The organism is Streptomyces sp. NPDC059850 (assembly GCF_042731515.1).
Taxonomy (GTDB): domain Bacteria; phylum Actinomycetota; class Actinomycetes; order Streptomycetales; family Streptomycetaceae; genus Streptomyces.
In genome coordinates this window covers 74,130-98,480 of the sequence record NZ_JBHWJI010000035.1, presented here as the reverse complement: position 1 = coordinate 98,480, position 24,351 = coordinate 74,130, and the positions used below count along the sequence as shown (strand labels likewise).

Here is a 24,351-nt window from a genome sequence, read left to right as displayed (position 1 = left end):
ACTAACCTTTGTGTGGGGGGCTTTTTTTTTTTAAAACCCACCCGCCGCGTTGGGATTTTTTTTGGTGTCGTTCTCCCCGCGGGCATTTGCCGGGGGGGGGGGGGTGGGGGCCGCGCCCCCCCGCCCCCCGGCGAAGGCACTCCCCTACGCGGGGGCGCCCGAGGTGTAGCGCCGCAGCAGCGGCGACAGCACCAGCACCGACTTGGTGCGCTCCACGAACGGTTCGCCCGCGATCCGCTCCAGCACCCGCTCGAAGTGGCGCATATCGGCGGCGAACACCTGGACGACGGCGTCCGCGTCGCCGGTCACGGTCGACGCGGACGCCACCTCCGGGTAGCGCGACAGGCCTCGGCGGATGTCGTCGGGCGCGGTGTTGTGGCGGCAGTACAGCTCGACGAACCCCTCGGTCTCCCAGCCCAGCGCCGCCGGGTCCACCCGTACGGTGAAGCCGGTGATGGCGCCGTCGGCCCGCAGCCGGTCCACCCGCCGTTTGACGGCGGGGGCGGACAGGCCGACCTGTTCGCCGATGTCGGCGTAGGAGCGGCGGGCGTCTTCGGCTAGGGCGTGGACGATGCGTTCGTCAAGGTCGTTCAGTCGCACTGAGGGGGTGTCACTTCTCTGCTGTGGCCAGTCGGGATCGGCGCATGCCGTATGCGAAGTACAGCACAAGGCCGACGGCCATCCAGACACCGAAGACCACCCAGGTCACCATCTCCAGACTGTTCATCATCCACAGGCACAGCCCGAAGCCGATGAGTGGGAAGAGCGGCGACAGCGGCACCCGGAAGGTCCGCGGCATGTCGGGACGGCGCCGCCGCAGCACGATCACGGCGATGTTGACCAGCGCGAACGCGAAGAGCGTGCCGATGCTGGTGGCGTCGGCGAGCTGGCCGAGCGGGATCGCGGCGGCCAGGACGCCGCAGAAGAGCGAGACGATCACGGTGTTGGCGCGCGGCACCTGGGTCCCCGGGTGGATCTTGGAGAAGACCGGCGGCACCAGCCCGTCGCGGGACATCGCGAAGAGGATGCGGGTCTGGCCGTAGAGCACGGTCAGCACCACGGAGGCGATCGCGACGACGGCACCGGCCGCCAGCACCACGGCCCAGAAGCTCTGACCGGTGACGTCCTCCATGATCCCGGCGAGCGCGGCCTCGGTGCCCTCGAACTTCTTCCACGGCAGGGCGCCCACCGCGACCGCCGCGACCAGGCAGTACAGCGCGGTGACGATGACGAGCGAGAGCATGATCGCGCGCGGCAGGTCGCGCTGCGGGTTCTTGGCCTCCTCGCCCGCCGTGGAGGCGGCGTCGAAGCCGATGTACGAGAAGAAGAGGGTGGCCCCGGCGGCGCTGACACCCGCCATGCCCAGCGGCATGAACGGCGTGTAGTTCCCGGCCCGGATGCCGGTGAAGGCGACGGCGCAGAACAGGATCAGCGCGGCGATCTTCACCCCGACCATGATCGCGTTGGCCCGGGCGCTCTCCTTGGCGCCGCCCAGCAGGAACGCCATGGACAGCAACACCACCAGCAGCGCGGGCAGGTTGAAGACGCCGCCATCGCCGGGCGGGGCGGCCAGCGCGTCGGGGATGGTGATGCCGAGCGTGCCGTCCAGCAGTTCGTTGAGGTACTGCCCCCAGCCGACGGCGACGGCCGCGACGGAGACGCCGTACTCCAGGATCAGACACCAGCCGCACACCCAGGCGACCAGCTCGCCCATGGTCGCGTAGGCGTACGAGTACGAGGACCCGGAGACCGGGATCGTGCCCGCCAGTTCCGCGTACGAGAGCGCGGAGAACAGCGCGGTGAGACCGGCTATGACGAACGACACGATGACCGCGGGGCCCGCGTCCGGTACCGCCTCGCCGAGGACGACGAAGATGCCGGTGCCCAGCGTCGCGCCGATGCTGATCATGGTCAGCTGCCAGACGCCCATGGAGCGCCGCAGGCTCCCGCCCGCACCCTGGCCACCCTCGGCGACCAGCCGCTCCACCGGTTTGCGCCGCATCAGGCGGGCGCCTAGCCCACCGGCCGGAGGACCTGACTCCGGTCGCTGGGGGGTGGGAGGGGCTGTGCCGTGCTCCAACACGTGGGGGGCTCCTTAATCGCTGCCATCGGCGTAGGTATCTGGTGGCGTACGACCGAACGCGGGCATAGGGATGCCCGGGTGACAAATCCGCAGATGGGAATCGCCGAGCAGTCGGTCCCCGCCACTCAGCGTTAGCGCAAGACCCTATGAGTCGTCCGGCCGCGGCCGTAATGCACCATCCTTGCGCATACGTGTCCGATCATTGCGCGCGGGGGCGCTCGCCAGGGAATCATTGCGACACCCGTGCGCGGGTCACCCCCCGGTTCACCCGAATGCCGCGATACGGCACCAATTTGGCGGTCGTTGGTGGGGACGTGACGACTGACAGGCTGCAGCCCCCTGACCACGCTCCGCTTACGGCCGAACCCGTGTTCCGGGCCCGGGACCACGGGCCCTCGGGTCACGGGTCTTCGGAGGACGAGCGGTTCCCGCACGACTACCCCCTCGAATACTGTTCGAGGGTCTGGGAGGACTTCCTCAAGACGCTGGGCAGGATCGAGGACGACTTCCTCCAGCGCTCCGGCCCGGCGGAGCCGGGCGTCGAGGCGGGCGTCCAGGCATGACGTACACCGAGCCGAGGCCGGGCGGCTACGGGCCCCACCCCACCGGCCACCGCCCGCCCCCCGACCCCGCGGAGCGGTTCGACACGGGCGTCGCGTACCAGATGAATCCTTTCCCCCTGCCGGACCCGGATTCCCTGGAGGGCCGCTGGGACCTGGAGGGAGACCTGGCGCGGCTGCTCCAGAGCACCGGGGCCATCCCCACCGTCCCGGCCCCGGCGCCCGGTCCCGTCCCCGGGCCTATCCCCGGTGCTGTGCCCGGCCCCATCCCCGGTTCCGTCCCAGGCCCTGTCCCCGGTGCCGTCCCCTTCGAGTTCGAGGATCCGGTGCACTCCACCGGCCCGGTCCCCCTCACAACCCCCTCGCCCACCCACGTGCGCGGGCGCGGCAAGCGCCGCCGGGTCCGTTTCCGGCTGCCGACCATGCCGTGGCTCCAGATGATCAGCCTGATCTTCGCGGCGATGACCACCGTGATCGTCGCCATGCTGAGCGTGCTGGGCGGGATGATCTCGTACCGCCCGCTGCGCTATCTGGCCTCCCCCAGCACCTCGGAGTCCATGGCGGCGTGGTGGCCCCTGCTGGTCTACGGGCCGTGGCTGGTCGCCTCGCTGTCCGTGCTGCGGGCCGCGCTGCACCGCCGCGGGGCGGCGCACTCCTGGGTGGTGGTCGTGCTCTTCTCGACGATCGCGGTGTTCCTGTGCGTCGCGCACGCCCCCAGGAACGCGCCCAGCATGGCCGTCGCCGGTCTCCCCCCGGTCGCCGCGCTGGTCTCGTTCCACCAGCTGGTACGTCAGATCACCCTCACCAGCCCGCCCCGGCACGCCCTGCCCCGCCGGGGCGGTGACCCGCGAGGCGTCATCCGGTGATGCGGTGAAGCGACATGACGGTGGCCCCACTCACCCGAGCCGAGTGGGGCCACCGTCATGTGCTCATGTGCCTACTCCCAGCTGGCGTGCAGCGGCTTGCCCTCGGCGTAGCCCGCCGCGCTCTGTACGCCGATCACGGCGCGCTCGTGGAACTCCTCCAGCGAGCCCGCGCCCGCGTAGGTGCAGGAGCTGCGCACGCCCGCGATGATCGAGTCGATCAGGTCCTCGACGCCCGGCCGGGACGGGTCCAGGAACATCCGCGAGGTCGAGATGCCCTCCTCGAACAGCGCCTTGCGGGCGCGCTCGTAGGGCGACTCCTCGCTGGTGCGGCTGCGCACGGCGCGCGCGGACGCCATGCCGAAGCTCTCCTTGTACGGCCGCCCGTCGGCGGCGTGCTGGAGGTCGCCAGGGGACTCGTACGTCCCCGCGAACCACGAGCCGACCATCACGTTGGACGCCCCGGCCGCCAGCGCCATCGCCACGTCGCGCGGGTGCCGGATCCCGCCGTCCGCCCAGACGTGCTTGCCCAGCTTCCGCGCCTCGGCGGCGCATTCCAGGACCGCCGAGAACTGCGGGCGGCCCACGCCGGTCATCATGCGGGTGGTGCACATGGCGCCCGGTCCGACGCCGACCTTGACGATGTCGGCGCCCGCCTCGACCAGATCGCGCACCCCCTGCGCGGCGACCACGTTGCCCGCGACGACGGGGACCCGCGGGTCCAGCGCGCGGACCGCCCTCAGCGCGGTGATCATCGACTCCTGGTGGCCGTGCGCCGTGTCCACGACCAGGGTGTCCACCCCGGCGTCGAGCAGCGCCTTGGCGTGGCCCTCCACATCGCCGTTGACGCCCACGGCGGCGGCGATCCGCAGCTGTCCGCGCCCGTCCACGGCGGGCTGGTACAGCGTGGCGCGCAGCGCGCCCTTACGGGTCAGGATGCCGGCCAGCTTCCCGTCCGCGTCGACGGCCGGGGCGAACTTGCGGTGCGCCGCGTCGAGGCGGCCGAAGGCCTCCTGCGGGTCGATGTCGGCGTCGAGCAGCAGCAGTTCCCGGGACATCACCTCGGACAGCTGCGTGAACCGGTCCACTCCGGTCAGGTCGGTCTCGGTCACCACGCCCACCGGACGGCCGTCCTGCACGACGACGCCCGCGCCGTGCGCCCGCTTGGGCAGCAGCGACAGCGCGTCGGCGACGGTGCCGGAGGGTGCGAGCACGATCGGGGTGTCCAGGACCAAGTGGCGGCCCTTGACCCAGCGGACGACATCGGCGACGACGTCGATCGGGATGTCCTGCGGAATGACGACGAGGCCACCGCGCCGGGCGACCGTCTCGGCCATCCGGCGCCCCGCGATCGCGGTCATGTTCGCGACCACGAGCGGGATGGTGGTGCCGGTGCCGTCGGGTGAGGCCAGATCGACGCCCTGGCGGGAGCCGACCGCGGAGCGGTTCGGCACCATGAACACATCGTCGTATGTCAGGTCGTACTGCGGCTTCTGATCATTGAGGAAACGCACGTACTTCAGTGTCCCATGCGGACCTCAATACAAACCGTAATACGAACCGTCATTCCACGGGCCCGGCGCCAGGGGCGCCGGGGGCGGGCCGCTACACCCCGTCGGGGTCGGCCCGGTCGAGGGCGGGGCGGGGGCCGGGGTCCGCTTCCAGGAGCAGGTGGTCGGCCGCCGCCGTGTCCGTCACCAGGCTGGTGACCAGGCCCGACCGCAGCACCGCGCCGATCGCCTCCGCCTTGCGGCGGCCGCCCGCGATGGCCACCACCTCGGGGATCCGGCGCAGCCGGTCGGCCTCGACCGTGATGCAGCGCTCGCCCAGGTCGCGGCCGATGCGGCGGCCCTCGGCGTCGAAGAGGTGGGCCGACATCTCGGCGGCGGCGCCGAGGCTCTCGTAGTGGGCCCGCTCCTTCTCGCTGATCATGTCGTAGACCGTCGAGATCCCGGCCTCCCACGAGCCGATGGAGACGCAGGCCACGGTGACCTTGTCGAAGTACTCAAAAGCGCGGGCGATCCCGGTCTGCCCGCGCAGCGCGTCGGCGGTCGCGGTGTCCGGCAGCAGCATCGGCGCGTAGATCGGGTGGGCCTCGCCGCCGGAGACGGCGGCGGCGCGCCGGACCGCCTCGACCGAGCCGCGCTCGGCCGTGCCCGCGTCGTACACGCCGGTCAGCTGCACGACGGTGCACGGGGGCAGCCGGTGCAGCGCCGCGGCCATGTGGATGGTGGAACGGCCCCAGGCCAGCCCGAGCACATCGCCCTCGTTCACCAGCTCGCCGAGCAGGTCCGCGGCGACCTCGCCCAGGTTCTCCGGGTCCGGGGAGTCGGCCTCGGCGTCGGCCGGGGACTCGACGACGACCGCGTGGCGCAGCCCGTAGCGGGCGCGCAGCGCGTCGGAGCGCTCCGCGTCGAGTTCGGCGGGAACCCGGATCTCGATCCGCACCAGGTCACGTTCGAGCGCGGTCTCCAGCACGCGCGCGACCTTGAAGCGGCTGACCCCGAACTCCTCGGCAATCTGGATCTTGGACTTGCCCTCAAGGTAGAAGCGGCGCGCCATGGCCGCCGCCTGCACCAGTTCGGCGGGTCCCATCCGCGTGGCTGAACGGCCCGTCGACACCGCGGTCTCCTCACTTGTCAATGTTCCGGCCTCACCGTTCATCCTGTCAGAAACGGTGGAGTTGGTTCGTGCTTTACCGTGACGTTCACCGAGCGGTGGCTCAGTGGCCGCACAGTCCGCCTGTGCCCGCCGCCTTCTCGGCCAGGGCGCGCAGATCGCGTACGGCCTGGTCCGGGTCCTGCGCCCCGTAGACCGCGGAACCCGCCACGAACACGTCGGCGCCCGCCTCCGCGCACCGCTCGATGGTCGAGGCGGAGACCCCGCCGTCCACCTGGAGCCACATCTCCAGGCCGTGCCGGGAGATCAGCTCACGGGTGCGGCGGATCTTGGGCAGCATGATGTCGAGGAACGCCTGCCCGCCGAAGCCGGGCTCCACGGTCATCACCAGCAGCATGTCCAGCTCGGGCAGCAGGTCCTCGTACGGCTCGATGGGGGTCGCGGGCTTGAGCGCCATCGCCGCCCGCGCGCCCTTGGCCCGGATCTCGCGCGCCAGCCGCACCGGCGCGGCCGCGGCCTCCACATGGAAGGTGACCGAACCGGCGCCCGCCTCCACGTAACTCGGGGCCCAGCGGTCCGGGTCCTCGATCATGAGGTGGCAGTCCATGGGCGTGTCCGTCGCCTTGCCCAGCGCCTCCACCACCGGCACTCCGAGGGTCAGATTGGGCACGAAGTGGTTGTCCATCACGTCGACATGGAGCCAGTCGGCGCCCTCGACGGCCTTGGCTTCGTCAGCCAGGCGGGAGAAGTCCGCGGACAGGATGCTGGGGTTGATCTGCACGGCCATGGGACCAGCCTGCCACGCCCGCGGCCGGGCCATGGACGCGGGATGATCACGATCCGGCCGCCGCCCGCTGTCCGCCCCGGTTGCCCCGCTCCGGTTGCCGCCGCGCGGGAGCCGCGATGGGGTGACGGACAGGACCACGTAAGCCAGAGGCAACCGACCATGACGGAAAAGCGAATACGCCCGCGAACCCGCGCCGCACTCTCCGTGGCGCTGGCCGCAGGGCTGCTGGCCCCGGCGCTCACCGGGGCGGAGACCGCCACGGCCGCGACACCCCGGCCCTCGCGGACGGTCTGCGTCTCCGACCGGGCGGGGCAGGCCGCCAGGCTCGCCCGGGACATCACCGCGGCGCTGCACGGCCGGTCCGCCACCACGGCGGTCAGCCTCCGGGTCCCGGCCACGCACACCCGCTGCACGCTGCGCGCGGACCGGCCGTTCGACTCCGCGAGCGTGGTGAAGGTGACGGTGCTGGCCACGCTGCTGTGGGACGCCGAGAAGCACGGCCGGACGCTGACCCGGCGCGAGTCCCGGCTCGCCACCGCCATGATCACGAAGTCGGACAACGGCGCCACCAGCGCGCTGTGGCGGCAGCTCAAGGTGGTCAGGGTGAAGGCGTTCCTGCGGGCCGCCGGGATGACCAGGACCGTGCCCGGCGGCGGTGGCTACTGGGGGCTCACCCAGATCACCGCGAACGACGAGGAGAAGCTGCTGGAGCGGGTGACGCGGCGCAACACGGTGCTGGGCGACCGCTCCCGTACGTACATCCTGCGGCTGATGCGTGGCGTCGTGCCATCCCAGCGCTGGGGCACCCCGGCGGGCGCGCCGCGCGGCACCACGATCCAGGTGAAGAACGGCTGGCTGTCCCGGGCGGCGCACGGCTGGCGGGTGCACAGCATCGGCGCGTTCACCGGGCGCGGCCATGACTACACGCTCACGGTGCTCACCCAGGACAACGCGAAGATGCACGACGGGGTCGCCGCCATCCAGGCCGTGGCCCGCGCGGTCCACAAGGACCTCGGCCCGAGGTCGGCAACGCCGTACACCCCGACCCGCGCCCCGCAGGAAGCGATGCCCGCTGTCCCGTAGCGGGGGATACGGAACCGCCCCGGCCGGGCGCGAGGCCGAGCCGGGGCGGAACACGGGCGTTACGGAGACGACCGTCAGCGCAGGGCGGCCAGCGCCTGGTTGAGGGTCTGCGACGGACGCATCACGGCCGACGCCTTGGCACCGTCGGGCTGGTAGTAGCCGCCGATGTCGGACGGCGAGCCCTGGACGGCCAGCAGCTCGTCCACGATGGTCTGCTCCTGCTCGGTCAGGGTCGCGGCCAGCGCCTTGAACGACTCCGCGAGCTGGGTGTCCTCGGTCTGCTTGGCCAGCTCCTGGGCCCAGTAGAGCGCCAGGTAGAAGTGGCTGCCGCGGTTGTCGATGCCACCGACCCGGCGGCTGGGCGACTTGTTCTCGTGGAGGAACGTGGCGGTCGCCCGGTCGAGGGTGTCGGCGAGCACCTGGGCCCGCGCGTTGTTCGTGGTCTGCGCGAGGTGCTCGAAGCTGACCGCGAGCGCCAGGAACTCGCCCAGGCTGTCCCAGCGCAGGTAGTTCTCCTTGACCAGCTGCTGCACGTGCTTGGGCGCGGAGCCGCCCGCGCCGGTCTCGAACAGCCCGCCGCCGTTCATGAGCGGCACGACCGACAGCATCTTGGCGCTGGTGCCCAGCTCCAGGATCGGGAACAGGTCGGTCAGGTAGTCACGCAGCACATTGCCGGTCACCGAGATCGTGTTCTCGCCACGGCGGATGCGCTCCAGGGAGAACGCGATCGCGTCGACGGGCGACATGATCTCGATCCGCAGCCCCTCGGTGTCGTGCTCCGGGAGGTACTGCTCGACCTTGGCGATCAGGTTGGCGTCGTGGGCGCGGCCCTCGTCCAGCCAGAACACCGCCGGGTCGCCGGTCGCGCGGGCGCGGGTGACGGCCAGCTTGACCCAGTCCTTGATCGGCGCGTCCTTGGTCTGGCACATCCGGAAGATGTCGCCCTCGCTGACCGTCTGCTCCAGGACCAGGTTGCCCTGGCCGTCGGTCACCCGCACGGTGCCGGTGGACGGGATCTCGAAGGTCTTGTCGTGGCTGCCGTACTCCTCGGCCTTCTGCGCCATCAGGCCGACGTTGGGCACCGAGCCCATGGTGGACGGGTCGAAGGCGCCGTTGGCGCGGCAGTCGTCGATGACGACCTGGTAGATGCCCGCGTAGCTGCTGTCCGGGATGACCGCGAGGGTGTCGGCCTCCTCGCCCTTGGTGTCCCACATGTGACCCGAGGTGCGGATCATGGCGGGCATGGAGGCGTCGACGATGACGTCGCTCGGGACGTGCAGGTTGGTGATGCCCCGGTCGGAGTCGACCATGGCCAGCTCCGGGCCCTCGGCCAGCTCCGCCTCGAAGGACTCCTTGATCTTCGCGCCCTCGGGCAGCGACTCCAGGCCCTTGAGGATGCCGCCGAGCCCGTCGTTCGGGGTGAGCCCGGCCGCGGCCAGCACCTGGCCGTACTCGGCGAAGGTCTTCGGGAAGAAGGCCCGTACGACATGGCCGAAGATGATCGGGTCGGAGACCTTCATCATCGTGGCCTTCAGGTGCACCGAGAACAGCACGCCCTCGGCCTTGGCCCGCGCGACCTGCTCCTTCAGGAACTCGCGCAGCACGGCGACGCGCAGCACGGACGCGTCCACGACCTCGCCCGCGAGCACCGGCACCGACTCGCGCAGCACGGTGGTGGAGCCGTCGTCACCGGTCAGCTCGATGCGCAGCGAACCGTCCTCGGCGATCACGGCGGACTTCTCGGTGGAGCGGAAGTCGTCGCCGGTCATGTGGACGACGTTGGTCTTGGAATCGGCCGACCAGGCGCCCATGCGGTGCGGGTTGGCCTTGGCGTAGTTCTTGACCGAGGCCGGGGCGCGGCGGTCGGAGTTGCCCTCGCGCAGAACCGGGTTCACGGCGCTGCCCTTGACCTTGTCGTACCGGGCGCCGATGTCCCGCTCCTCGTCGGTCTTCGGGTCGTCCGGGTAGTCCGGCAGCGCGTAGCCCTGCTCCTGCAGCTCGGCGATGGCCGCCTTCAGCTGCGGAATGGAGGCCGAGATGTTCGGCAGCTTGATGATGTTGGCCCCGGGCGTCTTGGCCAGGTCGCCCAGCTCGGCGAGGGCGTCCTCGATGCGCTGGCTCTCCTCAAGGCGCTCCGGGAACTGAGCGATGATGCGCCCGGCCAGGGAGATGTCCCGCCGCTCCACGGAGACCCCGGCCGTCGAGGCGTAGGCCTCGACCACAGGCAGGAACGAATACGTCGCCAAGGCCGGGGCCTCGTCGGTGTGCGTATAGATGATGGTCGAGTCAGTCACCGGGTGCTCCGCTCCACGTCTGTAACATTGCTCGACATCAAGATATCCCGTGACCGCCTTCTGTTCGAACGCCCCCCGCCCCTTCAGCCCGTGCGGCGCAGCAGGGCCAGGTACATGGCGTCGGTGCCGTGGAGGTGGGGCCACAGCTGGACGTCGGGACCCTCGCCGAGCGCGGGGACGCCGGGCATCAGGGGGCGGGCGTCGATCCACTCGGCCGTGGCGGCCTCGCCCTTGCGGGCCTCGCCGAGGACGTCCTCGACCACGGCGCGGGTCTCGGCCGGGTGCGGGGAGCAGGTCGCGTAGCCGACGACGCCGCCGATCCGTACGGCGGCCAGCGCCTCGCGCAGCAGGCCGCGCTGGAGCGGGGCGAATCCGGCCAGGTCCTCGGGGCGGCGGCGCCAGCGGGCCTCGGGGCGGCGGCGCAGGGCGCCGAGGCCGGTGCACGGGACGTCCACCAGCACCCGGTCGAAGCTCTCGGGACGCCAGGGCGGGCGGGTCCCGTCGGTGGTGATCACCTGGTACGGGCCGGGGTTGCCGGTGAGGGCCCGTTCCACCAGCCGGGCCCGGTGCGGCTGCTTCTCGGCGGCGACCAGGGCCGCGCCGCGCCCGGCGGCGACCGCGCCGAGCAGGGCGGCCTTGCCGCCGGGGCCCGCGCAGCCGTCCAGCCAGCGCCGGTCGGGGCCCTCCAGCGGGGCGTTCGCGAGGGCGAGGGCGACGAGCTGGCTGCCCTCGTCCTGCACCCCGGCGCGCCCCTCGCGGACCGCGTCCAGCGCGCCGGGCTCGCCGCCCTCGGTGAGCCGCACGGCGTACGGGGACCAGCGGCCCGGCAGCGCGGACTCCTCGCCGACGGCGGCGACCAGTTCGTCGGTGCCGGACCGGCCGGGGCGGGCGACGAGGGTGACCTCGGGCCGTTCGTTGTCGGCCTCCAGCAGGTCCTCGATCCCGGCGCGGCCGCCGCCGAGCGCGTCCCACAGCGCCGAGACGATCCAGCGCGGGTGGGCGTGCACGACGCCGAGGTGGTCCTCGGGGTCCTCGTCGTACGGCGGGGCGACCCGTTCCAGCCAGGTGTCGAGGTCCGCTGCGGCGATCTTGCGCAGGACCGCGTTGACGAACTTGGCGCGGCCGTCGCCGAGCACCACCCGGGCCAGTTCGACGGTCGCGGAGACGGCGGCGTGGGTGGGGATGCGGGTGCCCAGCAGCTGGTGGGCACCCAGGCTCAGCACGTCGAGGACGGGCGGGTCCACCTCGCGCAGCGGGCGGTCCACGCATTCGGCGATGATCGCGTCGTAGGTGCCCTGGTGGCGCAGGGTGCCGTAGACCAGCTCGGTGGTGAGCGCCGCGTCCCGGGCGTCGAAGCCGTCGTCCTCCCGCGCCTTGCGGAGCAGGGGCGGGAGGACGAGGTTGGCGTACGCGTCCCGTTCGTCGACCGCCCGCAGCGCCTCGAAGGCGAGGATCCGTACGGGGTCCTTCTTCGGTCGGCGGTAGGGCTTGCCGGGGCGGCTGCGACGGGGAGGGCCGGGCTGGTGGCTCACGGGAAATGTGCTCCGGAAGGTATGGGGTGATCAGCACACCAGCCTACGCCGCTCAGCTCAGCGCTTTCGCTGCCTCCCCGGCCGCGGGGCGCTGTGCGAACTGGGTGCGGTACAGCTCCGCGTAGCGCCCCTCGGCGGCCAGCAGCGCGTCATGGGTGCCGCGCTCCACGATCCGGCCGTCCTCCACGACGAGGATGAGGTCCGCCGCCCGCACCGTGGACAGCCGGTGGGCGATCACCACGGCGGTCCGTCCCTCCAGCGCCTCGGCCAGCGCCTCCTGCACGGCGGCCTCGGAGGTGGAGTCGAGGTGGGCGGTGGCCTCGTCGAGGATCACCACCCGGGGGCGGGCCAGCAGCAGCCGGGCGATGGTCAGCCGCTGGCGCTCACCGCCGGAGAGCCGGTAGCCGCGTTCGCCGACGACCGTGTCGAGACCGTCCGCGAGCGACGCGATCAGCCCGTCGAGACGGGACCGGCGCAGCACCTCCCACAGCTCCTCCTCGGCCGCCTCGGGGCGGGCCAGCAGCAGGTTGGCGCGGATCGTGTCGTGGAAGAGGTGGCCGTCCTGGGTGACCATGCCGAGGGCTCCGCGCAGCGAGGCGGCGGTCAGGTCGCGGACGTCCACGCCGGACAGCCGGACGGCGCCCTCGTCGGTGTCGTACAGGCGCGGCAGCAGCTGCGCGATGGTCGACTTGCCCGCGCCGGACGATCCCACCAGCGCGACCATCTGGCCGGGTTCGGCGCGGAAGGACACGTCGTGCAGCACCTGGACGCCACCGCGGGTGTCCAGCTGGGCGACCTCCTCCAGGGAGGCCAGCGACACCTTGTCGGCGGACGGATAGCCGAAGTCGACGTGGTCGAACTCCACCGCCACCGGCCCCTCCGGCACCTGGCGGGCGTCCGGCTTCTCGGTGATCAGCGGCTTCAGGTCCAGCACCTCGAAGACCCGCTCGAAGCTGACGAGGGCGCTCATCACCTCCACCCGCGCCCCGGCCAGCGCGGTCAGCGGCGCGTACAGCCGGGTGAGCAGCAGCGCGAGGGCGACGACGGCACCGGGGTCGAGGCTGCCGCGCAGCGCGTAGTAGCCGCCGAGGCCGTAGACGAGGGCGAGGGCCAGGGCGGAGACGAGGGTCAGCGCGGTGACGAACGAGACCTGGACCATCGCGGTGCGGACGCCGATGTCCCGCACCCGGCGGGCCCGCGCGGCGAATTCGGCGGACTCGTCGGCCGGGCGGCCGAAGAGCTTCACCAGCGTCGCGCCGGGCGCGGAGAACCGCTCGGTCATCTGGGTGCCCATCGCGGAGTTGTGGGCCGCCGCCTCGCGCCGCAGCGTGGCGAGCCGTCGGCCGACCCGGCGGGCGGGCAGCAGGAACACCGGCAGGATCACCAGCGCGAGCAGCGTGATCTGCCACGAGATGCCGACCATCACGACGAAGGTGAGCAGCAGCGTCACCGCGTTGCTCACCACTCCGGAGAGGGTGTCGCTGAACGCCCGCTGCGCGCCGATCACATCATTGTTGAGGCGGCTGACCAGCGCACCGGTGCGGGTGCGGGTGAAGAAGGCGACCGGCATCCGCTGCACATGGTCGAAGACGGCGGTGCGCAGATCGAGGATCAGCCCCTCGCCGATGTTCGCGGACAGCCGCCGGGTCAGCAGCCCGACGCCCGCCTCGGCCACCGCGATGGCGGCGATCAGCCCGGCCAGGCCGAGGACCGTGGACTGGTGGGCGTGGCGGTCGATCGCGTTCACCACCCGGCCCGCGAGCAGCGGGGTGGCGACCGCGGTCACCGCCACCACCGTGCTCAGCAGGACGAACAGCAGCAGCGGGCGGCGGTGCGGGCGGGCGAAGGTCCCGATGCGGCGCAGGGTCGCCCGCGAGAAGGGCCGCCGGTCGTCGTTGGCGTGGGTGGCCTGGTACAGGGAATGCCACGCGGTGACTTCCATGCTCATCGCGCACCTCCGAAGGGTTCCGGGGTGCCGCCACGGAGTTACGCCGGTGGGTCCGGACCGGCGGCACGATCAGGACGGTAGGACTTCAACCAAGGTTGAAGTCAACGACCGGCCTCCCCCGGCGCGTCCGCTTGGGCCCCGTCAGCCGCCGAGCCGCTCGCCCTCGGCGATCCGTACGCCACGGGCCCAGTCCGCCGCCCGCATCGGCTTCTTGCCCTGCGGCCGGACCCAGGTCAGCTCCACGGCGTGGCTGGCCGTGCCCGCGTACACCGCCTTCTTGGTCGCGGCGAGCGCGCCGGGGGCCAGCTCCGTACGGTCCGCCGCCGGGGCCGCCGAGACCACCTTCAGCCGCTCCCCGCGGAACGTGGTCCACGCGCCCGGGGCCGGGGCGCACGCCCGCACCAGCCGGTCGACCCGCAGCGCGGGCGCCGACCAGTCGATCTCCGCGTCCTCGACGTTGATCTTCGGGGCGAGGGACACGCCCTCGGCGGACTGCGGCACCGCGCGCAGCGAACCGTCCTCGATGCCGTCCATCGTCGCCGCGAGCAGCCCGGACCCGGCCATGGCCAGCCGGGCCAGCAGATCGCCGCTGGTGTCGGTGGGCCGTACGTCCTCGGTGACCACCCCATACACCGGCCCGGAGTCCAGCCCCTCCTCGATCTGGAACGTCGACGCGCCGGTCACCTCGTCGCCCGCGAGCACCGCGTGCTGCACGGGCGCCGCGCCGCGCCACGCGGGCAGCAGCGAGAAGTGCAGATTGACCCAGCCGTGTGCCGGGATCTCCAGCGCCGCCTTGGGCAACAGCGCGCCGTACGCCACGACCGGGCAGCAGTCCGGGGCGATCTCGGTGAGCCGGGCGAGGAAGTCCGCGTCCCTCGGCTTGGCCGGTTTCAGCACCTCGATGCCCGCCTCCTCGGCCCGCTCCGCGACCGGGCTGGCCACCAGCCGGCGGCCGCGCCCGGCGGGCGCGTCGGGACGGGTCACGACCGCCACCACCTCATGCCGGTCGGACGCGATCAGTGCGTCCAGCGCGGGCAGAGCGACCTCGGGGGTACCGGCGAAGACGAGCCTCATGGGTGACGGACTACCTCTCGTTGCGGGGCGTGACACGGGGCCGTGACGCGGGGCGTGACACGGAGCGCGAAACGGCGGAAACGGCGTCTCAGTCTATGGTCCGGCACCCCAGGGGGCGTACGGGCCAACTCCCGCACGCCCCGGACCGTGACCGACGGGCGGGTGCCGCGTTGGTCAAGAGAGATTGACCGCGCCGGGCCGCGACCCGCGGCCCGGCACCCTTCCCGCCCGCCCCCTTCACCGCCGGTTCGAGAGGCTTGTTCATGGCCGACCACGCAACTCACGACGCCCAGGCACGGGCCAGCCTGCACCTCCTGGTCCGGGACATCGAGCGGGTCCGCCGACAGGTGGACGCGCTGCGCACCCTCACCGCCCAACTGGGCAACGTCTACCGGCCGCGGCGCACCGGACCGGCCGCGGGCTTCGTCGTCTACGGCCGCGCCCCGGCGCCCACCGTACGGCTCGCCCAGGAGCTGCGGGACAGCGTCGAAACCCTGGTCACCGCCGCGGTGGACTTCGACCGCTCGCTCGGCTTCTCCTGGGACGCGGTGGGCTCGGCGCTCGGCGTCACCAAGCAGGCGGTGCACCGCCGTTACGGCTCGCGCCGCGCCTCGGCGGCGAGCCCCGCGGAGGGCGGCGAGCCCCCGGCGGGGCACAGCCCCGAGCCCGCCGCCGTGCCGCCGGTCCCGTCGGTCCCGGCCGCCCGCTCCGTCCCGCACCCCGCCCCGGCCCTCCCCGAACCCCGCCCGGGCGTCTTCCCGAGCCCCCGCAACGGCTAAGAACGCCCGCCCTCTTTTTGAGGCTGGTTTTTGAAGCTGGTTTTGAGACTGGTTTTGAGGCTGGTCGCACTCAGCCGATGTCCAGGGGGTCCACCCGGACCGTCGGGTCCTTGTCGCCACGGGCCAGCCGTAGCGCCTTGGCCTCCTTGACGGCCGCCGCCAGGGCTCGGCCCTGGCCCGGAGGCACCCGCAGCAGGGCGCGCTCCCACTGCGCACCGGGCGGCGGATCGCCGGGGCGGCGCGGGCGGCCCTGCGGGGTGGGGGCCAGCGGGACCGGCCCCAGGGTCTCCGTCCCCTCCGGCAGCGGCGCCGACGCGATCAGCTCGGCCACCGACTCCGCGGGCCCGGCCACCGCCGCCATCCGCGAGACCGGCGGGAAGCCCAGCTGCGACCGCTCGGCGAGTTCGCGCGCCGCGTAACCGGCGGGGTCCCAGCGGACCAGCGCCTGGACCGGCCGCTGCGTCGGTTCGGCGGTCACCACGACGAGCCCGCCGTCCTCTTGCCCCCGCACCAGCGCGGCCGCTTCCAGCCAGCGGCGCAGCGCGTCCTCGCCCGCGCGCAGGTCGGGGCGGCCGAGCAGGGCCCAGCCATCCAGCAGCAGGGCGGCCGCGTAACCGCCCTCGGCGACCGGTTCGGCACCGGGAGTGGAGACGACGAGCGACGGACGGTCCGGCACGGTGTCCAGTACGTGGTCCCGGCCCGAGGTACGGACCGGCACGGCGGGGAAGGCGCGGCCCAGCTCCTCCGCGGTGCGCCGGGCACCGACGACGCTCGCCCGCAGCCGGGAGCCCCCGCACTCCGCGCAGTGCCAGGCCGTCTCGGCCCGCCCGCACCAGCCGCAGGCCAGCCGGTCCGCGTCGCGCGCCTCCAGCGGGCCCGAGCAGTGCCGACAGCGGGCGGGCTCGCGGCAGCGCTCGCAGGCCAGCCGGGGTACGTAGCCCCGGCGCGGCACCTGCACCAGCACCGGGCCCCGGGTCAGCGCCTCCCGTACGGTCTGCCAGGCGAGCGTGGGCAGCCGGGCCGCGCGGGCCTCGGCGTCCCGGGCCACCTCGCCCTCGTCGACGGTACGGATCAGCGGGGCCGCCGCGCGGACCTGCTCACGGCCGGCCTCCAGGGGGCGCGCCCAGCCGTTCTCCACCAGCTGGGCGGCTTCCACGGTGCGGCCGAGGTCGCCCAGCAGGAAGCCCGTCTTCTCGTGGACGGCGCGCAGCAGCAGGACGTCGCGGGCGTGCGGCTGCGGGGCGTGGTCGTCGCTGTGGCTCTGGTCGCCGTCGTCCCAGATGCCCACCAGGCCGAGGTCGCGAACCGGCGCGAACATGGCCGCCCGGGTGCCGACGACGGCCCGCACCGACCCCCGGCTGACCGCCAGCCACCGCCGGTAGCGCTCCTCGGGCCCGAGGTCCGCCGTCAGCAGCACATGCCGCCCCGCGCCGCCGAGCGCCCGGGTGAGCGCCGCGTCGACCCGGGCGGCGGTGCGCCCGTCCGGTACGACGACGAGCGCGCCGCGCCCCGACGCGAGCGTGGCGGCGACGGCGGCGGCCCACTCGTCCGGCCAGTGCGGCCCGGGCAGCGCTGTCCATACGGCCCGGGGCGTGCCGCCGCCCGCCAGCGCCTCCAGGAACCCGGGCCCGGCCGGATAGCGCTGCCAGCTGCCGGGCGCGGGCGGCCCGGGCGGGGGCAGCGGCGGCGGGGACGTCTCGGACTCGGCGCGGACGTGGCGCTTGGGCATGGCCAGCTGCAGGACGTCGGCCAGCGATCCGGCGTACCGGTCGGCGACGGCCCGGCACAGCGCGAGCAGCCCCGGCCCGAGTACCGGCTCGGGCGACACGACCTGGGCGATGGCCGCGAGGGGCCCACGGTAGTCGGACTCGGCGACCCGCTCGACGATGTACCCGTCGAGCAGCCCGCCGCCCTCGCGCCGCCCCTCGCGCACCCGCCCCGTCCCGGCCCCGAACCGCACCCGCACCCGCACCCCGGGCCGCGCCTCGGCGTCCATCTCGGCCGGGACCGCGTAGTCCCACAGCTTGTCGAGGTGGACCGGCCCCTTGTCCACGAGCACCTTGGCCACCGGCAGCTCCTTGGCCAGCGCGGCTCCGCGCCAGGTCCGAGGCTTGGCCCGGGGCACCTTGGCCTTGCGCACACTGTCCCGGATGAGCGCGAGCTGCTCACCCCCCTGCGGCTCCTCCGCCGGGGTCTCACGCTGCTCGTCGTCCCTGCTCACAGATCAAGTCTTAGCAGAGGACTCGGACATGCGAAGGCCCGGACGCCGCAGGGGCGTCCGGGCCGTACCGCAAGCTGTGGTCCTTACAGACCGGCCGCCGCGCGGAGGGCGTCGACGCGGTCGGTGCGCTCCCAGGTGAAGTCCGAGTCCTCGCGGCCGAAGTGGCCGTAGGCCGCCGTCTGGGCGTAGATCGGACGGAGCAGGTCGAGGTCGCGGATGATCGCGGCCGGGCGCAGGTCGAAGACCTCGGAGATGGCCTTCTCGATCTTCTCGGCGTCGATCGTGGCGGTGCCGAAGGTCTCGACGAAGAGACCGACCGGCTCGGCCTTGCCGATGGCGTAGGCGACCTGGACCTCGCAGCGCTGGGCGAGGCCCGCGGCGACGACGTTCTTGGCGACCCAGCGCATCGCGTACGCGGCGGAGCGGTCGACCTTGGACGGGTCCTTGCCGGAGAAGGCACCGCCACCGTGGCGGGACATGCCGCCGTAGGTGTCGATGATGATCTTGCGGCCGGTCAGGCCCGCGTCACCCATCGGGCCGCCGACCTCGAAGCGGCCGGTCGGGTTGACCAGCAGCCGGTAGCCCTCGGTCTCCAGCTTGATGCCGTCCTCGACCAGCTCGTTCAGGACGTGCTCGACCACGAACTCCTTGATGTCGGGAGCGAGCAGCGAGTCCAGGTCGATGTCCGAGGCGTGCTGCGAGGAGACGACGACGGTGTCCAGGCGGACCGCCTTGTGGCCGTCGTACTCGATGGTGACCTGGGTCTTGCCGTCCGGGCGCAGGTACGGGATGGTCCCGTTCTTGCGGACCTCGGACAGGCGGCGGGAGAGCCGGTGCGCCAGGTTGATCGGCAGCGGCATCAGCTCGGGCGTCTCGTCGCACGCGTAGCCGAACATCAGGCCCTGGTCGCCCGCGCCCTGCTTGTCCAGCTCGTCCTCGTCGCCCTCGACCCGCAGCTCGTAGGCGGAGTCGACGCCCTGGGCGATGTCGGGGGACTGTGAGCCGATCGACACCGAGACGCCGCAGGAGGCGCCGTCGAAGCCCTTCTTCGACGAGTCGTAGCCGATGTCGAGGACCTTGTTGCGGACGAGCGTCGCGATATCGGCGTACGCCTTGGTGGTCACCTCACCGGCCACGTGAACCAGACCGGTGGTGATCAGGGTCTCGACGGCGACCCGGGAGGTCGGGTCCTCCTTGAGGAGCGCGTCGAGGATGGAGTCGCTGATCTGGTCAGCGATCTTGTCGGGGTGACCCTCGGTCACGGATTCCGAGGTGAACAGGCGGCGGGACACATCGCTCCCTGGGGTTGCAGCGGCTGCTGGCTGATCATGGGCGGGACCGCCCGGGGGCTGCGCCCGATGCGGTTCCTGGGCCAGTTTATCCGGCGTATCCGCCGGTCGAGCATCCCCGTCTCACAGGACGAGCTGGCCTGACCTGGAACATACCTCGCCTCGAGCTGAAATACAGCAAGGCCTCCATGACAGAAAGCTGTCATGGCCCGAACGGGCGCTCCCGCCTCGATCAACCCACGGTGCCGACAATCCCTACCCACGAAGGGCCAAAGGTCACGCGAATGTCCTGTGAAGATCGCGCGACGGCCGACCGGGGAGCCCGGGGACTCAGCCCAAACGGGCCGCCACCAGATCCCAGACCGTGTCGGCCAGGACCTCCTTCGGGCCGTACGGAACGGGCGTCTCGGTGCCGTCCGCCCCGAGCACCACGGCCTCGTTCTCCTCCGAGCCGAAGGTCTTGTGCTCCCCCACCTCGTTCACCACGAGCAGATCGCAGCCCTTGCGGGCGAGCTTCGCCCGGCCGTTCACCAGAACGTCATCGGTCTCGGCCGCGAAACCGACGACGACCTGCCCGGGGCGGGAGCGATCGGCGGAGATTTCCGCCAGAACGTCCGGGTTGCGCACCAGGGCGACCGGTTCGGGCTCCTGCCCGTCCCGCTTCTTGATCTTTCCCGGGGCGTACCGGGCGGGCCGGAAGTCGGCGACCGCGGCGGCCATCACGACGGCGTCGGCGTCCGCGGCGGCCTTCAGGACCGCCTCCCGCAGCTGGACCGCGGTCCCGACCCGCACCACATCGGCACCGGCCGGGTCGGGCAGCTCGCTGTTGGCCGAGACAAGAGTCACCCTGGCGCCCCGGGCCACGGCGGAGCGGGCCAGGGCGTACCCCTGCTTGCCGGTGGAGCGGTTGCCCAGGTAGCGCACCGGGTCCAGCGGCTCGCGGGTGCCTCCGGCGCTGATCACCACATGGCGTCCGGCCAGATCCGGGCGGGTCGCCTCGGGCCCGCGGGTCAGCACCCGGCGGCAGACCTCGAAGATCTCCTGCGGGTCCGGCAGCCGCCCCTTGCCGGTGTCCACACCGGTCAGCCGCCCGACGGCGGGCTCGATGACCACGGCGCCGCGGCGGCGCAGGGTCGCCACGTTCTCCCGGGTCGCGGGGTGCTCCCACATCTCGGTGTGCATGGCGGGGGCGAAGACGACCGGACATCGCGCGGTGAGCAGCGTATTGGTGAGCAGGTCGTCGGCGAGGCCGTGGGCGGCCTTGGCGAGCAGGTCGGCGGTGGCGGGGGCGACCACGACCAGGTCGGCGGACTGGCCGATGCGCACATGCGGCACCTCGTGGACGGACTCCCACACTTCGGTGCCCGCCGGATGCCCGGAGAGCGCCGACCAGGTCGCCTCGCCGACGAAGTGCAGGGCGGACGCGGTCGGCACGACGCGTACGTCATGCCCGGACTCCGTCAGCCGCCGCAGCAGCTCACACGCCTTGTAGGCGGCGATCCCGCCGCTGACCCCCAGTACGACCCGGGGTGTGTCCGCCTTGGCCATCGCTCGCCTCTTCCCCGCCGTTTACGAAGATACGTACCCATGACACACCACAAGCCCGGCAGCGAGGCCGCCGGGCCGGTGATGAGCGATCTTAAACCTACTGAGCCGGGCCCTCGATGGCCTCGGAGGTCAGCAGACCCGCGTTGATCTCGCGGAGCGCGATCGACAGGGGCTTCTCGTGGACGTGGGTGTCCACCAGGGGGCCGACGTACTCGAGCAGACCCTCACCGAGCTGCGAGTAGTACGCGTTGATCTGACGCGCGCGCTTGGCCGCGTAGATCACGAGGCTGTACTTCGAGTCGGTCGCCTCGAGCAGCTCATCAATCGGAGGGTTGATGATGCCCTCGGGCGCGGTCATGGGAGAGGACACTCTCTAGCCTTCCTTATTACGCCTCATGGCAAGAATGAATTGAAGATCAAGCCACTCGCATCAAGGCTAGCAGCTCAGCCGCCACGTCCTCGACGGAGGTATTGACCAGGGTGGTATCGAACTCGGATTCGGCGGCCAGTTCGATCCGGGCCGCCTCCAGCCGCCGCTCGATGACCTCGGGCGCCTCGGTCCCCCGGCCGGTGAGCCGGCGGACCAGCTCCTCCCAGCTGGGCGGGGCGAGGAAGACCAGCTGGGCCTCCGGCATGGACTCGCGGATCTGCCGCGCGCCCTGCAGGTCGATCTCCAGCAGCACCGGCTCGCCCGCGTCGAGCCGGTCGATGACCGCCTCGCGGGGGGTGCCGTAGCGGTTACCGGCGAACTCGGCCCACTCCAGCAGCTCACCGTTGGCGATGAGCTTGTCGAACTCTCCGTCGTCCACGAAGAAGTACTGGACACCGTGACGCTCACCGGGGCGGGGCTTACGAGTCGTGGCGGAGACCGAGAGCCAGACCTCGGGGTGTGCTTTGCGCATATGCGCGACGACCGTGCTCTTACCGACCCCGGAGGGGCCGGAGAGCACGGTCAGCCGCGGACGTACTGGATGTGCTGCCATGCAGCAGATTATCCAGGTTCCCGGCGGTGCCGGAAAACGTCAGCCGGCGGCGCCGCCGAACTCACGCTCGAGGGATGCGATCTGGTTGGAGCCGAGCCCGCGCACACGACGGCTTTCGGAGATGCCGAGCCGCTCCATGATCTGCTTGGCGCGGACCTTGCCGACGCCGGGCAGGGACTCCAGGAGGGCGGAGACCTTCATCTTGCCGATGACATCGTTCTCCTGGCCCTGCTTGATGACCTCGTGCAGAGACGCGCCGGAGTGCTTGAGCCGATTCTTGACCTCGGCGCGCTCCCGGCGAGCCGCGGCGGCCTTTTCGAGCGCGGCTGCGCGCTGTTCAGGGGTAAGGGGCGGAAGAGCCACGCCTACGTCACCTCGGATGTCGAACTGATCGGATAGGGACCGGTGAGGAACCTAGTCGGCCCTCACCTGGGGAGCAACGCGCAACGCAACAGCGCGTTCGCTCTCGTCGGAGACTAGCGGCCGATCCCGCTCCAGTCAGCGAGAACAGACGAAAAGTCCTGGTCAGACTCGCTCGACTGGGACATTCATGGACAAAATAGCCCGGTTATTCAGCCACGGCACGCACGTCATCAGCCATTCGGGCCGCCGCCTCGACCAGTGCGGAGGCATCCGGTCCGTACTTCAGGACCCCTCGGCTGACGCTCGGAACGACGTTACGGACCGCCGCGCCGAACACCGCCGGAAGGTCCGCCGGGGTCGCGCCCTGGGCGCCGATGCCGGGCGCCAGCAGCGGCCCGTCGATCGCCAGCTCCGCCCCGATCCGCTCCGCGGTGCCGCCCAGGGTCGCCCCGACGACCGCGCCGTACGAGCCGAGCGCGCCCTGCCCGGCCTCCTCGGCGTTCTCCGCCTTGAGGTGGGCCAGCACGGACGCGGCGACGGTCGTCCCGTCCGGCCGCGCCGCGTGCTGCACCTCGGCGCCCTCCGGGTTGGACGTCAGCGCCAGTACGAACACCCCCGCACCACTCGCCCGAGCGGCGTCCAGCGCGGGCCGCAGCGAGCCGAATCCGAGGTAGGGGCTGACGGTGACCGCGTCCGAGAACAGCGGGCTGGCGGGGTCGAGGTAGGCGGCGGCGTACGCGGCCATGGTGGACCCGATGTCGCCGCGCTTGGCGTCCATCAGCACCAGCGCCCCGGCGTCCCGCGCGTCCGCCACGGCCCGCTCCAGCACGGCGATGCCGCGCGACCCGAAGCGCTCGAAGAAGGCCGACTGCGGCTTGAGCACGGCGACGCGCCCGGCGAGGGCGTCCACCACGGTCCGCGTGAACCGCTCCAGCCCCGCCACGTCGTCCCCGAGCCCCCAGTCGGCGAGCAGGGAGGCATGCGGATCGATGCCGACACAGAGCGGGCCACGGTCGTCCATGACCTGGCGCAGGCGCGTGCCGAAGGGGGTGGGCAGGGTCATGGTTCTCTCCTCAGGTATTCAGCCCCTCCGGCGTTTGAGGAGCGGGGTCTGGGGCGGAGCCCCGGCGGGGGTGTGGGGGCGGAGCCCCCACCCGACTACGCGCGCGCGTCCGCACCGACCGCGTCGGCCAAGGTCTCGTACGGCGAGGCGGCAAGCCGGGCGGCGAGCCCACGGTGGATCTCGCGGGCCCAGAACGGCCCGCGATAGACGAACGCGCTGTAGCCCTGCACCAGCGTCGCCCCCGCGAGGACCCGCTCCCACGCGTCGTCGGCCGTCTCGATCCCGCCCACGCCCACGAGCGTGAGCCGGTCCCCCACCCGCGCGTACAGCCGCCGCAGCACCTCCAGCGAGCGGGCCTTGAGCGGGGCGCCGGACAGCCCGCCGGTCTCACCGACGACCCCCGCCGGGGACGTCAGACCGAGCCCGTCCCGCGCGATGGTCGTGTTCGTCGCGATGATCCCGTCCAGCCCGAGTTCGACGGCGAGATCGGCGACCGCGTCCACGTCCGCGTCGGCGAGATCTGGCGCGATCTTTACCAGCAGCGGCACCCGGCGTCCGCTCACACTGCGGTCGGCGGCCTCGCGGACCGCGGTCAGCAGCGGCCGCAGGTGGTCGACGGCCTGGAGGTTCCGCAGTCCGGGGGTGTTGGGCGAGGAGACGTTGACGACGAGGTAATCCGCGTAGGCGGCCAGTCGCTCGGTCGAGGTCACATAGTCGGCGACCGCTTCCGCCTCCGGGACGACCTTGGTCTTGCCGATGTTGACGCCGACCGTCGTACGGAAGGCGGCGCGGCGGGCCGCGAGACGGGCGGCGACGGCGGCCGAGCCCTCGTTGTTGAAGCCCATGCGGTTGATCAGCGCACGGTCGGAGACCAGCCGGAAGAGCCGCTTCCTGGGGTTGCCGGGCTGCGGCTGTCCGGTGACGGTGCCGATCTCGACGTGGTCGAAGCCGAGCATGGCCATGCCGTCGATCCCGGCGGCGTTCTTGTCGAACCCGGCGGCGAGCCCGAACGGCCCGTGCATCCGCAGGCCCAGCGCCTCGGTGCGCAGCGCCTTGTCGCGGGGGGCGAGGAGGGCCGCGAGGAAGGTGCGCAGGACGGGGACGCGGGCGGCCAGCCGGATCCAGCCGAAGGCCAGGTGGTGGGCGCTCTCCGGGTCCATGCGCCGGAAGATCAGGTTGAAGAACAGCGAGTACATGGGCAGCTTTCTGCGCGCGGCGAGACGAGAAGAAGGGGGCTCGCGAAGAGGGGGACACCGGCCGGT

General features: G+C 72.3%; 21 protein-coding genes. 4 read left to right on the top strand and 17 right to left on the bottom strand.

What is annotated here, in order from left to right:
* Nucleotides 1-144: 144 nt before the first annotated feature.
* Both ACFV9T_RS26730 and ACFV9T_RS26725 read right to left on the bottom strand, forming a co-directional pair.
* On the bottom strand, nucleotides 145-600 hold the full coding sequence (locus tag ACFV9T_RS26730; RefSeq protein WP_385444611.1) for an Lrp/AsnC family transcriptional regulator: 456 nt from the start codon (nucleotides 598-600) through the stop codon (nucleotides 145-147).
* A 10-nt stretch (nucleotides 601-610) separates the two neighbouring features.
* Entirely contained in the window at nucleotides 611-2,083 is a 1,473-nt protein-coding gene (locus tag ACFV9T_RS26725) for an amino acid permease (protein ID WP_385444609.1), read from the bottom strand.
* Between the two features lie 314 nt (nucleotides 2,084-2,397).
* Between ACFV9T_RS26725 and ACFV9T_RS26720 the strand changes: the two genes are divergently transcribed.
* Both ACFV9T_RS26720 and ACFV9T_RS26715 read left to right on the top strand, forming a co-directional pair.
* On the top strand, nucleotides 2,398-2,646 hold the full coding sequence (locus ACFV9T_RS26720; RefSeq protein WP_385444607.1) for a hypothetical protein: 249 nt from the start codon (nucleotides 2,398-2,400) through the stop codon (nucleotides 2,644-2,646).
* On the top strand, nucleotides 2,643-3,509 hold the full coding sequence (locus ACFV9T_RS26715) for a DUF2637 domain-containing protein (RefSeq protein WP_385444605.1): 867 nt from the start codon (nucleotides 2,643-2,645) through the stop codon (nucleotides 3,507-3,509). Before ACFV9T_RS26720 ends, ACFV9T_RS26715 begins: the two co-directional genes overlap by 4 nt.
* Before the next feature lie 71 nt (nucleotides 3,510-3,580).
* Here the strand turns inward: ACFV9T_RS26715 and ACFV9T_RS26710 are convergent, their stop codons facing one another.
* The 3 genes from ACFV9T_RS26710 to rpe form a co-directional block, all read right to left on the bottom strand.
* Nucleotides 3,581-5,020, bottom strand: a complete 1,440-nt coding sequence (locus tag ACFV9T_RS26710; protein WP_385444603.1) for a GuaB1 family IMP dehydrogenase-related protein — start codon at nucleotides 5,018-5,020, stop codon at nucleotides 3,581-3,583.
* A 91-nt stretch (nucleotides 5,021-5,111) separates the two neighbouring features.
* A complete protein-coding gene (locus ACFV9T_RS26705) occupies nucleotides 5,112-6,101 on the bottom strand; it encodes a sugar-binding transcriptional regulator (protein WP_385444616.1) in 990 nt (329 codons plus the stop codon).
* Between the two features lie 127 nt (nucleotides 6,102-6,228).
* Nucleotides 6,229-6,912 (bottom strand): ribulose-phosphate 3-epimerase, encoded by a 684-nt coding sequence (gene rpe, locus ACFV9T_RS26700; protein ID WP_385444601.1) that lies wholly within the window; start codon nucleotides 6,910-6,912, stop codon nucleotides 6,229-6,231.
* A gap of 159 nt (nucleotides 6,913-7,071) precedes the next feature.
* On the opposite strand from rpe, the gene ACFV9T_RS26695 reads away from it, so the two are divergent.
* Nucleotides 7,072-7,995 (top strand): serine hydrolase, encoded by a 924-nt coding sequence (locus tag ACFV9T_RS26695; RefSeq protein ID WP_385444599.1) that lies wholly within the window; start codon nucleotides 7,072-7,074, stop codon nucleotides 7,993-7,995.
* A gap of 74 nt (nucleotides 7,996-8,069) precedes the next feature.
* On the opposite strand, the gene ACFV9T_RS26690 is transcribed toward ACFV9T_RS26695, so the two are convergent.
* From ACFV9T_RS26690 to fmt, 4 genes are all read right to left on the bottom strand, one after another.
* Complete coding sequence (locus tag ACFV9T_RS26690; protein WP_385444597.1) at nucleotides 8,070-10,289, bottom strand: NADP-dependent isocitrate dehydrogenase; 2,220 nt, start codon at nucleotides 10,287-10,289, stop codon at nucleotides 8,070-8,072.
* Between the two features lie 83 nt (nucleotides 10,290-10,372).
* The gene (locus tag ACFV9T_RS26685) at nucleotides 10,373-11,821 is read right to left on the bottom strand and encodes an RsmB/NOP family class I SAM-dependent RNA methyltransferase (RefSeq protein ID WP_385444595.1); all 1,449 of its coding nucleotides are present in this window, start codon (nucleotides 11,819-11,821) and stop codon (nucleotides 10,373-10,375) included.
* 52 nt (nucleotides 11,822-11,873) lie between these two features.
* Nucleotides 11,874-13,769, bottom strand: coding sequence for an ABC transporter ATP-binding protein (locus ACFV9T_RS26680; protein WP_385444594.1), 1,896 nt, complete (start codon nucleotides 13,767-13,769; stop codon nucleotides 11,874-11,876).
* A 141-nt stretch (nucleotides 13,770-13,910) separates the two neighbouring features.
* The gene (fmt, locus tag ACFV9T_RS26675) at nucleotides 13,911-14,843 is read right to left on the bottom strand and encodes a methionyl-tRNA formyltransferase (protein ID WP_385444592.1); all 933 of its coding nucleotides are present in this window, start codon (nucleotides 14,841-14,843) and stop codon (nucleotides 13,911-13,913) included.
* Nucleotides 14,844-15,106: 263 nt separating this feature from the next.
* Here fmt and ACFV9T_RS26670 point away from each other — a divergent pair, with 263 nt between their 5' ends.
* Nucleotides 15,107-15,622: a hypothetical protein gene (locus ACFV9T_RS26670; RefSeq protein WP_385444591.1), complete on the top strand. Its 516-nt coding sequence runs from the start codon at nucleotides 15,107-15,109 to the stop codon at nucleotides 15,620-15,622.
* Between the two features lie 70 nt (nucleotides 15,623-15,692).
* Here the strand turns inward: ACFV9T_RS26670 and ACFV9T_RS26665 are convergent, their stop codons facing one another.
* From ACFV9T_RS26665 to ACFV9T_RS26630, 8 genes are all read right to left on the bottom strand, one after another.
* Nucleotides 15,693-17,843 (bottom strand): primosomal protein N', encoded by a 2,151-nt coding sequence (locus ACFV9T_RS26665; protein ID WP_385444590.1) that lies wholly within the window; start codon nucleotides 17,841-17,843, stop codon nucleotides 15,693-15,695.
* An 83-nt stretch (nucleotides 17,844-17,926) separates the two neighbouring features.
* Nucleotides 17,927-19,135: a methionine adenosyltransferase gene (metK, locus tag ACFV9T_RS26660; RefSeq protein ID WP_009713614.1), complete on the bottom strand. Its 1,209-nt coding sequence runs from the start codon at nucleotides 19,133-19,135 to the stop codon at nucleotides 17,927-17,929.
* A 327-nt stretch (nucleotides 19,136-19,462) separates the two neighbouring features.
* Nucleotides 19,463-20,680 carry a bifunctional phosphopantothenoylcysteine decarboxylase/phosphopantothenate--cysteine ligase CoaBC gene (gene coaBC, locus ACFV9T_RS26655; protein WP_385444588.1) on the bottom strand — a complete coding sequence of 406 codons (1,218 nt, stop codon included), beginning with the start codon at nucleotides 20,678-20,680 and terminating at the stop codon, nucleotides 19,463-19,465.
* 97 nt (nucleotides 20,681-20,777) lie between these two features.
* A complete protein-coding gene (gene rpoZ / locus ACFV9T_RS26650; RefSeq protein ID WP_020867048.1) occupies nucleotides 20,778-21,038 on the bottom strand; it encodes a DNA-directed RNA polymerase subunit omega in 261 nt (86 codons plus the stop codon).
* Between the two features lie 58 nt (nucleotides 21,039-21,096).
* On the bottom strand, nucleotides 21,097-21,663 hold the full coding sequence (gene gmk / locus ACFV9T_RS26645) for a guanylate kinase (protein ID WP_385444587.1): 567 nt from the start codon (nucleotides 21,661-21,663) through the stop codon (nucleotides 21,097-21,099).
* 39 nt (nucleotides 21,664-21,702) lie between these two features.
* Nucleotides 21,703-22,026, bottom strand: a complete 324-nt coding sequence (locus ACFV9T_RS26640; protein WP_009713618.1) for an integration host factor — start codon at nucleotides 22,024-22,026, stop codon at nucleotides 21,703-21,705.
* A gap of 205 nt (nucleotides 22,027-22,231) precedes the next feature.
* On the bottom strand, nucleotides 22,232-23,089 hold the full coding sequence (gene pyrF / locus ACFV9T_RS26635) for an orotidine-5'-phosphate decarboxylase (protein ID WP_385444585.1): 858 nt from the start codon (nucleotides 23,087-23,089) through the stop codon (nucleotides 22,232-22,234).
* Between the two features lie 95 nt (nucleotides 23,090-23,184).
* A complete protein-coding gene (locus ACFV9T_RS26630) occupies nucleotides 23,185-24,285 on the bottom strand; it encodes a quinone-dependent dihydroorotate dehydrogenase (protein ID WP_385444583.1) in 1,101 nt (366 codons plus the stop codon).
* Between the last annotated feature and the right edge of the window lie 66 nt (nucleotides 24,286-24,351).